We start from the raw sequence: 11949 nt of genomic DNA, 5'->3' as shown, positions 1-11949 counted from the left end.
GGTAGTAATATGAATTTTTTAGATATTTTTTCTAGTATAAGACGCAAACAAGCAACTCCAAATGAAGCTCCTAATCATTGGATAAAATGTAATTCTTGCCATGCGTTAATGTATTATAAAGAAATAGAAACTTGTTATAATGTTTGTCCTAAATGTAATTTTCATATGAGATTAACTCCCTTAAAGCGTATAGAATTACTAAGCGATGAAGGTTCATTTGTAGAAATAGATAAAAATTTACATGCTATCGATCCTCTTAAATTTGTTGATAGCAAATCTTATAAAAAAAGACTGGCAGAAAATGAAGAAAAAACGGGTAGAAAAAGTGCCATAATAAGCGGAGAATGCACCATAGATGGAATTAAAACTCAGCTTGTCGTATTTGATTTTTCATTTATGGGCGGAAGTTTAGGATCTGTAGAAGGTGAAAAAATTCTTAGAGCCATTGAAAGAGCTATAGAGAAAAAAACTCCTGTGGTTATTGTGAGTGCTAGCGGTGGAGCTAGAATGCAAGAGAGCACTTACTCTTTAATGCAAATGAGCAAAACAAGTGCTGCGTTAAAATTATTAGCGGAAGAAAAATTACCTTATATTTCAGTTCTTACTGATCCTACTATGGGTGGAGTAAGTGCTTCTTTTGCATGGCTTGGAGATATCATTATCGCTGAGCCTGGTGCTTTAGTGGGATTTGCAGGAGCTAGGGTGATAAAACAAACTATAGGTGCGGATTTACCAGAAGGCTTTCAAAGAGCAGAATTTTTATTAGAACATGGATTGATTGATGCTATAGTTGAAAGAAGTGAACATAAAAAATTCATCGCTGATTTTTTGAGATTTTTTTCTAAAAATTAAAAATGCAAATTAATCTTTTAAGCATACAAAAAAATAATAATGATGAATTTAACAAAATCAATGAGTATTATATTAAACTCATAAAAAACTTTAGTATTTTAAATGATATATGTATTTTTAACAATAAAATAGCATTAGCACAAAATACTAATGCACAAGAGGCGAAAAAAGCTTATTCTACAGCTTTAAACCCACACAAAAAAGGATTTTGCATAGCATTAGATGAAAAAGGCAAACAATTAACAAGTATAGAATTTGCCAAATTATTACAAGATAAAAATGAAATTTCTTTTTTCATAGGCGGAGCTTATGGTTTTGAAAAAGAATTTATCACACAAATGCATTGTTCTATAGCGCTTAGCAAAATGACTTTAGCGCATAAATTTGTAAAAACTATGATTTTAGAGCAAATTTATCGTGCATTTTGTATTAATAATAACCATCCATATCACAAATAATTAGGAGCATTTATGCAAGAGTTAAATCTTGAAGAATTTAAAAATATTCTCACTCAAAGACAAAAAGAAATTTTAAAACAACTTCAAGGCAATATCGATAATATTCACAATCTACACGATAGCCAACCAAGCGATGAAGTCGATTTGCAGCAAATTGATAACAGCTCACATATTGATTTTACTATTAATGAAAATTTAAAAATAGAACTAGAAGAAATTAGAATATCTTTAAATAAAATAGAACAAAACATATATGGAGTATGTGAATCCTGTGAAGAATATATCCATCCTGAAAGATTAAAAGTAAAACCACATGCAAAATATTGCATTAATTGTCGTGAAAATTTAGAAAAAAGGAGAGAATTATGAAGATAAAATTATTTTTCTTTGCAAGCATAATTTATCTTTTAATTATAGCTGCTTTGGTTTATAATCTAAATTTAGGAAATTACTCTTTTGTGATTTCTACTTTTGAATTAACTTTGCCAATTAGCATTTGGATTATTTTACCTGCATTTGTTTTAATGATTTTAGCTTTATTGCATATGAGTTTTTATGGATTTTTAAAACATTTACAATATAAAAATTTTATTAAAGATAGTAAAAACTATGAAAATTTTATTATTGATATATTTTTAAAAAAAAATAGCAAAATTAAATTTAAAACTCAAGAATTCCAAGATATAGCTAAAAATACACAAGCTCTTTATTTTCGTGAAAAAATTCAAAATCCAAAAATAGATAATATAATAGATATTTTTCAGCAATTACAAGATGGCAATTTTGTTGATCTTAAAAAAATCAAATTAGAGCAAGATAATGATTTTTTTATTCTAAATGAAAAAAACCATTTTCAAAAAGATAGCGACTATGCTTATGCTTATATTAAAAACAAAGAAAATTTATCAAACAAATTAGAAAAATATGCTTATATGCAAGTATTAAAAAATGCACCATATAGCCAAATTAAAACTTTAAAAATAGAAAAGAAACAAGAGGATGTTTTATTATTACTAGAAAGATTTCAAAATGAAACTTTAGAATTAAATCATGCGGAAATAGAAGTTTTGTTAAGCATGAATAACTTAGATGAAAAATCATTCTTAACAAGTGCAAAAATACTTTGTAAGAAATTTGAACCACAAATTTTAATTGCATTATTTAAAAAATTAAAAGAACATCAAACTCAAGCATTAAAAGCTTATTTTTATGTATTAGCTGAATTTGGAATGTATGATGAACTAATAAACGAACTTGGGAATGATCAACAACAATATAAAGATTTTAGGCTTGTTTTATTCTTAAGAGAGCATGGAAAAAAAATAGAGCTTGAAAAATTTATACAATGATAGATTTTAGCAAAAAACCTTTATTTTTAGCGCCTATGGCAGGATTTTCTGATTTACCATTAAGAAATTTAGTTAAGCAATTTGGAGCTGATGTTACAATTAGTGAGATGATAAGCTCCAATGCTTTAGTGTATGAAAGCACAAAAACTCTAAAAATGATACAAAAGGCTGAACTTGAAACCCCTTATATAGTTCAAATTGCTGGTTCTGATGAAAACATTATAAAAAAAGCAGTGGAAATTCTCAATCAGTTTGATTTTATCGATGGAATTGATTTTAACTGCGGATGTCCTGTAAATAAAGTTATTAAGCAATGTGCAGGAAGTGCATTACTTCAAGATCTTAGCAAATTACAACGAATTTTAGAATGCATTAAAAAAACAAGTAATAAAAAATTAACTAGTGTTAAAGTAAGATTAGGATATGACAAAAAAGATCCTATTTGCATAGCAAAGGCATGTGAAAATGCTGGAGTAGATTTTATTAGCATGCATGGACGAACAAGAAAACAAATGTATAGTGGTAATGCAGATTATGAAGCCATAGCTTTAGCTAAAGAAAGTATAAAAATTCCTTTAGTTGCAAATGGGGATATAAATGCTAAAAATGCTAATGAAGTATTTAAAATAACTCAATGCGATGCATTAATGATAGGGCGTGCTAGTATAGGAAAACCTTGGATATTTTATGAAATTAAACATGGTAAAAAAATTGACAAGGCCATGAAAAATAAAATTATTTTTACACACTTTGAAGAAATGCTAAAACATTATAAAGAACAAGGTGTAAGTATTTTTAGAAAACACTTACACGAATATTCTAAAGGCTATGATGATGCTTCAAATTTTAGAGATCAAGTCAATCGTATAAATGATGCTAATATAATGCGAAATTATATCCAAGATTTTTTCAATAAGGAATGATTTTTGCTTGTTAAAAAGCAAGCAATATGAATGAAGAGATACCATAAAACAAGGAAGGTTAATGGCAGCTCATATCAATTCAAAAGGAATTCACAACGCATTAGGTGGTATTAGAACAAGTGCTAATAATCTAGCAGCACATGCTTCAAAACTCAACAAACAGCAATTAAATTTTGAAGAAATTTTGCAACAAGAACAACCAAAATCAATCAACATTCATTTGCAAAATTCTCAAAAACAGCTTAGAAATTTGTTTAAAGATATTGAAAATAGCAAGGAAGCTATTATCAAAAATACCTATATTGATACAGCAAATATTATTGCAAAGCTAAGACAAGAGGCTATTACTATGTATGATATTACGCTTAAAAACCCTCTTTGATGATTCTATATAGTTTTTCAATATATTCATCGCTAAAATGCGATGAATTTTGTTTTTCATAAAAATTTGAAAGCTCTTTTTCATTAAATTCATAACCAACGGCACATTTTTTATGAGCAGGTAAAAAGGCTCTTAATAAAACCAAATCTTGAGTAATTTTTTCATCACAAGCAAAACAAACGAATTCTTTATGCAAGCGTCCTTCAAAAATCAAAAGTTTTAAATACGCATCAACAATCACTCTTTTGCAATCTTGTTTTTGAAAACGCTTTATACAATCATCCAAAAGCTCAAAATAAAAACTCTCTAAATTTTCAACCTCTTTTAAGTGTTTATAAAAAAGCCTTATAAATTCTTGCCAATAAAGCATTTTTTCTCTATCTAAAATCCAAGGAAATCCGATGTGTAAAACATCTTTTAAGCGTGGTAAAAACCTTGAGCTATCTTCTAATTCAAAATCTATTTTATATCCACTTAAAATACTAGAGTGCCTCATTCCATAAAATCTATAAGCTTTGATAACTTTTTTTAAACTGAGTATATATACAATTAAATCCTCATCCTTAACGCTTTGAGTATGTAAAATAAAACCTTGCATTAAACAATAATAACCCCAAAAGATTGCAGAAGTTCATAAGCTTTTTTTTCTAAATTTGCATCAAAACTAGCACTAGCATTAGAATGTAAAATAATATTAGAATTTGGTTTTGCACTAAAAGCTAAAATAATATTAAAAAATACACAAATATGCGAAACAAGACCACAAAAATGTATTTCTTTATAATCGCTATCTTTTAAAAAATTTGCAAGTTCTAAACTACCAAAAGTATCTTTATAAAAAATTTTTTTAGCTTTTTTTAAATATTCATCAAAAGCACTTGGCATTTCCCAGCCTAAAGTATTTTTTATACAATGACAAATAGGAAGATTTTTACCTTCTTGAGTTTTTAAATAATTTTTATCGTGAGTATCAAAAGTAAAAACAATATCACCTTTATGATCTTTTAAAATATTAAGAATATTTTCCTTTATATCAAAAGCTTTTTTAAAGCCTAAACTACCATCAATAAAATCATTTTGATAATCAACAACTATCAAAAGTTTTTTCACACAAAACCCTAAAAAAAAGTATTTGTATGTATATTAGAAAATGCTGTCTTTAAACTAGTAAATAATTTTGGATTTTCTTTTTCTAAATTTGCTAATAATTGCTTTGCTTCTTCTCTAGCATGAGGAAATTTTATATTTCTTTGACTAAGTTTCATTCCAGGACAAAATTCATTTCCTATAACTTCTAAATTATTATTAATAGCATTTTCTCTAAGCTGTCTTTCTCTTACAAAAATTAAAGGTCTAATAACTTCTATGCCTCTTTTGCTTTTGTATTTTGGAGCTAAAGTTCTTAAAGAGCCATTATAAATAAAATTCATAAAAAAACTCTCAACAGCATCATCTAAATGATGAGCTATTGCTAATTTATTATAACCATTTTCTAAAGCATAAGTATATAAAGCTCCTCTTCTCATTCTTGAAAAATAACTACAAAAACTTGAATTTTTTCTTATAGTATCTTCTGAAATTTCATAAATATTTGAATCAAGCACCTCATGATCTATACCATGCTCTTTACAATGATTTGAAAGATTTGTATAATCTTCTCCCATTCCATAACTTAGAGTAATAGCTTTAAGCTTAAATTTAAAAGGTGCATGAGCTTGCATACGATTTAAAAGGTGAGCTAAAGCTAATGAGTCTTTACCTCCACTAAGCCCTAACAAAACCTTATCTTTATCTTGTATTAAAGAATATTTAGCATTTGCTTTTGCAACTTCTCTTATTAATTTTTTACTAAGATTAATCATATTTTATCGCACATTTTTAATACGAAATTAGCTGAAATTTTTGCCGATTTTTCTACAAATTCATCAAAATCAAATTCAGCTTTAGTGCCAGCTTTATCACTCATAGCTCTTAATATAAAACAAGGAATTTTCAAAGCATCACAAACTAAAGCTACACTTGCTCCTTCCATCTCACAAGCATCAGCATTAAAAATTTCTCTTATTTTAGATTTTTTAGCATCATCACAAATAAATTCATCTCCTGTAGCTATAATACCTGATTGAATTTTTATATTTAATTCTTTTGCAACTTCTAAAGCAATATTATTAAGTCTTTCATCGGTTTTAATAAAAATTTCATTACCAGGAACATAACCTAATGGATGACCAAAAGCTGTTATATCAAGATCGTATTGAACTAATTTTGTAGCATATAATAAATCACCTATTTCTAAGCTCGGATTAAAAGCTCCAGCAACTCCTGTGAAAAGTAAAATTTCAGCTTTAAATTTTTCTATCATAATGCTTGCACTAAGAGTAGAATTAACCTTTCCTATTTTAGAATATGCAAGTATTAAATCATGATTTTTATATTTAGCTAAATAATAAGTATTGTTTGCATATTCTATTTTTTCATAATCTTTTAAAATCTCAAGTAAAGGCGTGATCTCTTCACTCATTGCACCTAAAATAGCTATTTTCATCTTATAACCTTTAAAATTTCATCTAAATCATTCATATTTGTTAAAGAATAAGTTGGTTTTTGTGATATTTTTTTATTTAAACCTTTTAAAACATTTGCTCCAAATTCTATATAAAAGCTCACTTCTTCATCTATATTTTTTATACTTTGTTTATATAAAACTGGCTTTATTAATTGCTCGCTTAAAAGAACTAATGCTTTATCTTTATTATCATATGGTGATGCATTGACATTAGAAATAACTAAGTTAAAATTATCTTTTAAAATGTTTTTTAATTCATTGCTTAATTTTAAAGATGCATCCTTTAATAAAGGACAATGACTTGCTACACTCATATTTAAAAGCATAGCTCTTTTCGCACCAGCTTCTTTAAATTTATTTTCATAAGATAGCAAATCATTTTTCAATCCAGCTACTACAATTTGTCCATCACAATTATAATTTGCTGCATAGATTTTTTTATTTTCATTTTGAGCTTGTTTGCACAAATTCTCTACTATATCGTCACTAAGTCCCAAAACTACCATCATACCAGCTTCTATTTTAGAACAATCATCTTGCATAAATTTGCCACGTTTGTTAACTAAAGCAATAACATCTAAAAAATCAAAAGCACCTTGAACAGCTAAAGCGCTAAATTCACCTAAAGAATGGCCTAAAGCATATTTTTGAGATAAATTAGCATTTTCACAAAATACCTCATAAGCCATTAAAGAATTTAAAACTATTGCCATTTGAGTGAATTCACTTTTATTTAGATCATCATTTTCTTTAAAAAGTAAATTTTTAAAATCTATTTTACAAAAATCACTAGCATTATCTAACAATTCTTTAGCTTTAATAGAATTTTGATAAAAATCAAATCCCATACCAAAGCTTTGTGAGCCTTGACCAGGAAATATAAAAGCACTATTTATCAATGATGGTGTCCTCCGCAACATCCGCCGCCGTGTCCGTGTCCGCCACCTCCACAGCAACCACCGCCGTGTCCGTGATCATGATGGTGCCCTCCACCGCCACAACCACAACTCTTACTTCCTGCTATAATACCTGTTAAAATCTCATCTTCACTTGCTTCTCTTACATCTACTATGTTTAAAGAAAATAATAAATCCCTTCCTGCATAAGCGTGATTATAGTCAATGGTAACATCATTTTCACCTATTTCTTTAACTATAACTCTAACAGTGCTACCATCTTCACCTTCACCAAAAAGCTCCATACCAACTTTTAAATCTATACCAGCAAATTGCTCTTTTGGTAAAGTTTGAATAGCATTTTCATCATATTCACCTAATGCCTTTTCTTTTTTAATCACAACATCAGCATTACAAGGTGCATCAAGCTTTTGAATCTCTTCTTCTAAACCTTCTAAAATTTGTCCTTTTCCTAGTATAAAAGATATAGGTTCAGCATAAATGTTAGACTCTAAAACTTCATTGGTATTTGCATCTTTTAACTCATAAAACATAGAAACAACACTATTTTTATCTATAGCCATTTTAACTCCTTTATTATTTTCTATCTGGTGAAACTTTCGCTTCTGGGCTATCTGGATAAGCAGTTTTTAGTGCTTTATAAAATTTATTAGCACTTTTAGGATCGCCCACTTTATCTAGACTAATTGCTGTATGATAAAGCAATTTTGGAACATAATCACCCTTTGTGCTTATAGCAGAACTTTTTTTATAAAAGCCTAATGCACCAGCATAATCTTGCTGTTTATATCTTATTTCGCCAAGCCAAAAAGTAGATCTTGCTGGCTTATAATGAATACTAATTAAATACTCAAATTTTTCTTTGGCATCATCAAATTGATTTTTATTAGTTTCTTCAATCGCTTTTTTCAAAATTTCATTAGATTGTAGTTTTTTCCAACTATCATCTTTTTTTTCTACAATTTCATCATTTTCTTTTGTTGTGTTTAATTCTTGATTATCTAACTTTGTAGTATTATTATCATTGATAATAACATTATTTTTTGGTATATTTTGTTGTTTTTCTAATCTACTTATTTCAGATTGAAAAAAAACAATACTTTGATTCATATCTTCTTTGGATATATAATCAGTATTAATTTTATCAAGTAAAATAGTAATTTCACCTAATACTTTTTGAATTTCTTGGTAATTTTTTTCTTGAATTTTTCTATTTTCTTCTACATAAGATCTTAGATTCTGAATTTCTTGCGTGACATTTGTATCTAAATTTTGATAATTATCCTCCAAAGCAAGTAGTTTTGTATTTGCTTTAGAATACTGCGCATTTAAACCTTCTGTTACACTTTGCAAACCTTCGATATTTTCAACTGCGGTGTTAATTTTGCTTGTTAAATTAGTATAATATTCGTTTAATGCTTTTAAGCGCTCTTGATTTTCATATTGTAATTTTTCATTTTGTGTTAATCCATATGGTGTTTTTGCATCAACCTTACCTGCATCAAATGCTGAGATTTCAGCATATAAAAAAGTAGCTCCAATTGTTAGAGCTACTAATAATATTTTACTAAATTTCATACTTATTTTGCTAATTTAAATTCAGCGCGTCTATTTTGCGCATCGCAAGCTTTAGTTCTTTCTGTACAAACAGGATTGGTTTCTCCATAGCTTTTTACACTAATTCTATCTGCATTAACACCTTGAGCTACTAAAGCTTCTTTTACAGCTTTAGCTCTTTTTAAACCTAAAGCTTGATTATATTCATCAGTTCCCCACTCATCGCAGTTTCCTTCAACTACTATCGAAGCATTTGCTGCATCTTTATTAAAAACAGAAGCATTATCAGCAACTACTTTTTGCATATCATTTCTAATGTTAAATTTGTCAAAATCAAAATATACATTTGAAATAGAATTTAAAGAATTAATATTTTCATAGCTATCTACACCGCCACTACCTTTTGAACCATCTACACTACTTGAACTGCTAACGCTAGTATTTTTTGTAGCACATCCACTTACAATAACAGCAAAAGCAGTAATTGAAGCAAAAATAATTTTTTTCATTGATTTCCCCTTTTTTTATTTAAAAATTATATTTTAATTATAACAAAAAAAATGTTATTTTTATATTTTACCAGTCAATTGATTGAATTTTACCAACTTTTAAACCATAATGAAACGCTTTATTTGCATTAATTCTAATAACACCCAAAGCACTTTGAGAACCCAAGTATTTAATAAATACTATACTTTCTCCATCACTAGAAAATCTTGGAAAAAGATTTTTTCCATTTGCACTCAATTGTCTTATATAATCACTTTGGGTAGACATAAGATAAAGATTAAAAACACCACTTTGATTTGGCTCTCTACTAGAATAAACTATGTAATGTTTATATGTTGAGACTGATGAATTATTTTTACCATGAAATACCACTTGTTCTGTAAGATTATTATCTAAATTTTGCATAAAAATATTTGGATAGCCTAAACGATCTGAAACAAAAACGACTTTTTTATCATTATCTACAAAATTACCATTAACATCTATACCAGAATAATTTGTTATTTGTTTTAAATTTTTAGTTGATAAATCGTATTCATAAACATCTGGTTGATCTTTTGGTGCCATTGTAAGTAAAATTTTATTACCATCATCACTCACATCTGAAGCAACCATCATACCTTTACTTGCAATAATTTTTGTAATATTTTTATTTTTCATATTGTATCTATATAGTGTTGGAATTTCTTCATTATATGCTGTAAAATAAAATGCATCTTGTTCTTTATTTGCCCATTTTGGAAATAAATTCAAACCTTTAGAGATTAATACTTTTTGATAAGTTAAAGTATAATCAGCTAGTAAAATATCACTTTGTTTGCTACCTTGAGTGCGGGCAATTAAAATTTTATGATCCATCCAATCAACCGGTGCAAAACCTAATTTTTTATTCATTTGTGCTACACTTTTATGAGCTAAAAATGGATATTCTTCAACCGAAAGAATCTGTTCATAAAATCTAGTTTTTGTTTCATTTGCAGCTAAAATTTCAACATCAATATCTAAAAGCTTACCATTTTTATTTAATACATAAGAAAAAATATAATCACCTTGTTCCTCATCTTTAACTAATTCGAAATTAGCACTAACCTTGATATCATTTACAATCATATTGTAAAAGCTTTTTTTTAGATCTAAGTCGTTGATCTTACTTTGATCCTTAATAAAAATTTTAGGAAGCTGCATACCTTTGTTAGTAACTGAAATAGTCGCATCCTGTCCAAATAAAATCGAACAAAAAAATAAAAATACTAAAATTTTTTTCATTGTTTCTCCGTTTTAAATTCAACAACATCACTAAGTTGCATTTTAATTTGTCTTATTTTACCATTTGGAGGTAAAGTTATGTATTTACCTTCTAAATTTTGTAAAAATTCTTCTACTTTTTTATTAAAATTATCATTATAAGACTTTGTATAATTAAGCAAATAAAAATATCCATTATTATCTACTATAAATTCTACCTCAATACTCAAATTTCCACTAGGATTATAAATTCTCCATCTATCTTCAAGATACTTTCTAACTGAGCCTAAAAATTGATCATAAACACCAATTTTTTGCTCCATTAAAGATTGCCCTAATTCTTGATTAAATTGTAAATTTTCATTTAATTGCTGAGAAAAATTATTGATTTTTTCTCTTTGTGTAAATATAGGCTTTTGCGAAGGCATTGATGATTGAACTTTAGTGGTTTTTTCTTCTTGATAATCATCTATTTTTCCAAACAACTCATCAAATTGACTAGATTTTTGGTCAATATCCTGCGTTTTAATATTTTTGTTAGTTGTGTATTTTTGTAAAAGATTATCTTTAAAAAGATCTTGTAAGGAATCTTTTTGCAACTGCTGGGTATTATCAAAATAATTTTTATTTATATTATCTCCTAACTCAATATTTATAAAACTATTTGGATCATCTGTGTATTCTATGGCTTGAGGTTTATATTGAATCACTTTAAAAAAAACAATTAAAATTACGAAAAAATAAATTAAAACAGAATAAATAAACGCTTTAAGATTGTTTATAGAATTTTCTTCCATTAATTTTACTCAGTTTGTAAAGCTACTTTTTGAAAGCCAATATGCTTCATCGTTCTTAATACAGATATCACATCATCATATTTTAGATTTTTATCTGCTCTTATAAATACCACTTCTTCTTTGTTGTATTGATTCTTTAATGCAGCCATATTATCTGCAAAGCTTAAAAAATCAAATTTATCTTTCCCAATAAAAATTTCTTTTTTAGCATTAATGGTTATAATTAAGCTTTTTAGTTTAGGAGCACTAGAATCACTTTGCGAGCCTTGTGGAAGTTGAACTTTTTCTTCGTAAGTTATACTTGGTGCTGTTACCATTAAAATCGCAAGTAAAACAAGCATTATATCAACCAAAGGAGTAATATTTAACTCTGGCTTTTCATTTAAAAACATA

The 11949-nt window shown here is 27.5% G+C and carries 17 protein-coding genes; 6 read left to right on the top strand and 11 right to left on the bottom strand.

Going from position 1 to position 11949, the window contains the following annotated elements:
• The first annotated feature begins 9 nt into the window (after positions 1 to 9).
• From accD to CPEL_RS01050, 6 genes are all read left to right on the top strand, one after another.
• A complete protein-coding gene (gene accD / locus CPEL_RS01075) occupies positions 10 to 852 on the top strand; it encodes an acetyl-CoA carboxylase, carboxyltransferase subunit beta (RefSeq protein WP_044598240.1) in 843 nt (280 codons plus the stop codon).
• Positions 853 to 854: 2 nt separating this feature from the next.
• A complete protein-coding gene (locus tag CPEL_RS01070) occupies positions 855 to 1310 on the top strand; it encodes a 23S rRNA (pseudouridine(1915)-N(3))-methyltransferase RlmH (protein WP_044598239.1) in 456 nt (151 codons plus the stop codon).
• Between the two features lie 12 nt (positions 1311 to 1322).
• The gene (gene dksA / locus CPEL_RS01065) at positions 1323 to 1679 is read left to right on the top strand and encodes an RNA polymerase-binding protein DksA (RefSeq protein ID WP_044598238.1); all 357 of its coding nucleotides are present in this window, start codon (positions 1323 to 1325) and stop codon (positions 1677 to 1679) included.
• Positions 1676 to 2659, top strand: a complete 984-nt coding sequence (locus CPEL_RS01060; RefSeq protein WP_044598237.1) for a hypothetical protein — start codon at positions 1676 to 1678, stop codon at positions 2657 to 2659. The genes dksA and CPEL_RS01060 overlap by 4 nt, the downstream gene beginning before the upstream one ends.
• Entirely contained in the window at positions 2656 to 3582 is a 927-nt protein-coding gene (locus CPEL_RS01055) for a tRNA dihydrouridine synthase (RefSeq protein WP_044598236.1), read from the top strand. Before CPEL_RS01060 ends, CPEL_RS01055 begins: the two co-directional genes overlap by 4 nt.
• A gap of 61 nt (positions 3583 to 3643) precedes the next feature.
• Positions 3644 to 3964, top strand: a complete 321-nt coding sequence (locus tag CPEL_RS01050; protein ID WP_044598235.1) for a hypothetical protein — start codon at positions 3644 to 3646, stop codon at positions 3962 to 3964.
• Here CPEL_RS01050 and recO read toward each other — a convergent pair.
• The 11 genes from recO to CPEL_RS00995 form a co-directional block, all read right to left on the bottom strand.
• A complete protein-coding gene (recO, locus tag CPEL_RS01045; RefSeq protein ID WP_044598234.1) occupies positions 3948 to 4562 on the bottom strand; it encodes a recombination protein RecO in 615 nt (204 codons plus the stop codon). The two genes, CPEL_RS01050 and recO, sit on opposite strands and share 17 nt — an antisense overlap.
• Positions 4562 to 5074: a pyrazinamidase / nicotinamidase gene (locus CPEL_RS01040; RefSeq protein ID WP_044598233.1), complete on the bottom strand. Its 513-nt coding sequence runs from the start codon at positions 5072 to 5074 to the stop codon at positions 4562 to 4564. Before CPEL_RS01040 ends, recO begins: the two co-directional genes overlap by 1 nt.
• 8 nt (positions 5075 to 5082) lie before the next feature.
• Positions 5083 to 5826, bottom strand: coding sequence for a PP-loop family protein (locus CPEL_RS01035; RefSeq protein WP_044598232.1), 744 nt, complete (start codon positions 5824 to 5826; stop codon positions 5083 to 5085).
• Complete coding sequence (locus CPEL_RS01030; RefSeq protein WP_044598231.1) at positions 5823 to 6509, bottom strand: 5'-methylthioadenosine / S-adenosylhomocysteine nucleosidase / 6-amino-6-deoxyfutalosine hydrolase; 687 nt, start codon at positions 6507 to 6509, stop codon at positions 5823 to 5825. The genes CPEL_RS01035 and CPEL_RS01030 overlap by 4 nt, the downstream gene beginning before the upstream one ends.
• Positions 6506 to 7426, bottom strand: a complete 921-nt coding sequence (fabD, locus tag CPEL_RS01025) for an ACP S-malonyltransferase (protein ID WP_044599467.1) — start codon at positions 7424 to 7426, stop codon at positions 6506 to 6508. Before fabD ends, CPEL_RS01030 begins: the two co-directional genes overlap by 4 nt.
• Entirely contained in the window at positions 7426 to 8010 is a 585-nt protein-coding gene (locus tag CPEL_RS01020; protein WP_044598230.1) for an FKBP-type peptidyl-prolyl cis-trans isomerase, read from the bottom strand. The genes fabD and CPEL_RS01020 overlap by 1 nt, the downstream gene beginning before the upstream one ends.
• A 13-nt stretch (positions 8011 to 8023) precedes the next feature.
• Positions 8024 to 9025, bottom strand: coding sequence for a Tol-Pal system protein YbgF (locus CPEL_RS01015; protein ID WP_044598229.1), 1002 nt, complete (start codon positions 9023 to 9025; stop codon positions 8024 to 8026).
• 2 nt (positions 9026 to 9027) lie between these two features.
• Entirely contained in the window at positions 9028 to 9513 is a 486-nt protein-coding gene (gene pal / locus CPEL_RS01010; protein ID WP_044598228.1) for a peptidoglycan-associated lipoprotein Pal, read from the bottom strand.
• A 67-nt stretch (positions 9514 to 9580) separates the two neighbouring features.
• Positions 9581 to 10780, bottom strand: a complete 1200-nt coding sequence (gene tolB / locus CPEL_RS01005) for a Tol-Pal system protein TolB (RefSeq protein ID WP_044598227.1) — start codon at positions 10778 to 10780, stop codon at positions 9581 to 9583.
• Positions 10777 to 11556 carry a Tol-Pal system subunit TolA gene (locus tag CPEL_RS01000; RefSeq protein ID WP_049984551.1) on the bottom strand — a complete coding sequence of 260 codons (780 nt, stop codon included), beginning with the start codon at positions 11554 to 11556 and terminating at the stop codon, positions 10777 to 10779. Before CPEL_RS01000 ends, tolB begins: the two co-directional genes overlap by 4 nt.
• A 5-nt stretch (positions 11557 to 11561) precedes the next feature.
• On the bottom strand, positions 11562 to 11948 hold the full coding sequence (locus CPEL_RS00995) for an ExbD/TolR family protein (RefSeq protein WP_044598226.1): 387 nt from the start codon (positions 11946 to 11948) through the stop codon (positions 11562 to 11564).
• Between the last annotated feature and the right edge of the window lies 1 nt (position 11949).

The organism is Campylobacter peloridis LMG 23910 (assembly GCF_000816785.1).
Lineage (GTDB): Bacteria > Campylobacterota > Campylobacteria > Campylobacterales > Campylobacteraceae > Campylobacter_D > Campylobacter_D peloridis.
This window is presented reverse-complemented; position numbering and strand designations above follow the sequence as displayed.

Excerpts from the sequence above, each read along its gene's own strand:
- accD (WP_044598240.1), top strand. The coding sequence starts at position 10 with ATGAATTTTTTAGATATTTTTTCTAGTATAAGACGCAAACAAGCAACT.
- CPEL_RS01070 (WP_044598239.1), top strand. The coding sequence starts at position 855 with ATGCAAATTAATCTTTTAAGCATACAAAAAAATAATAATGATGAATTT.
- dksA (WP_044598238.1), top strand. The coding sequence starts at position 1,323 with ATGCAAGAGTTAAATCTTGAAGAATTTAAAAATATTCTCACTCAAAGA.
- CPEL_RS01060 (WP_044598237.1), top strand. The coding sequence starts at position 1,676 with ATGAAGATAAAATTATTTTTCTTTGCAAGCATAATTTATCTTTTAATT.
- CPEL_RS01055 (WP_044598236.1), top strand. The coding sequence starts at position 2,656 with ATGATAGATTTTAGCAAAAAACCTTTATTTTTAGCGCCTATGGCAGGA.
- CPEL_RS01050 (WP_044598235.1), top strand. The coding sequence starts at position 3,644 with ATGGCAGCTCATATCAATTCAAAAGGAATTCACAACGCATTAGGTGGT.
- recO (WP_044598234.1), bottom strand. The coding sequence starts at position 4,562 with ATGCAAGGTTTTATTTTACATACTCAAAGCGTTAAGGATGAGGATTTA.
- CPEL_RS01035 (WP_044598232.1), bottom strand. The coding sequence starts at position 5,826 with ATGATTAATCTTAGTAAAAAATTAATAAGAGAAGTTGCAAAAGCAAAT.
- CPEL_RS01030 (WP_044598231.1), bottom strand. The coding sequence starts at position 6,509 with ATGAAAATAGCTATTTTAGGTGCAATGAGTGAAGAGATCACGCCTTTA.
- CPEL_RS01020 (WP_044598230.1), bottom strand. The coding sequence starts at position 8,010 with ATGGCTATAGATAAAAATAGTGTTGTTTCTATGTTTTATGAGTTAAAA.
- CPEL_RS01015 (WP_044598229.1), bottom strand. The coding sequence starts at position 9,025 with ATGAAATTTAGTAAAATATTATTAGTAGCTCTAACAATTGGAGCTACT.
- pal (WP_044598228.1), bottom strand. The coding sequence starts at position 9,513 with ATGAAAAAAATTATTTTTGCTTCAATTACTGCTTTTGCTGTTATTGTA.
- tolB (WP_044598227.1), bottom strand. The coding sequence starts at position 10,780 with ATGAAAAAAATTTTAGTATTTTTATTTTTTTGTTCGATTTTATTTGGA.
- CPEL_RS01000 (WP_049984551.1), bottom strand. The coding sequence starts at position 11,556 with ATGGAAGAAAATTCTATAAACAATCTTAAAGCGTTTATTTATTCTGTT.
- CPEL_RS00995 (WP_044598226.1), bottom strand. The coding sequence starts at position 11,948 with ATGTTTTTAAATGAAAAGCCAGAGTTAAATATTACTCCTTTGGTTGAT.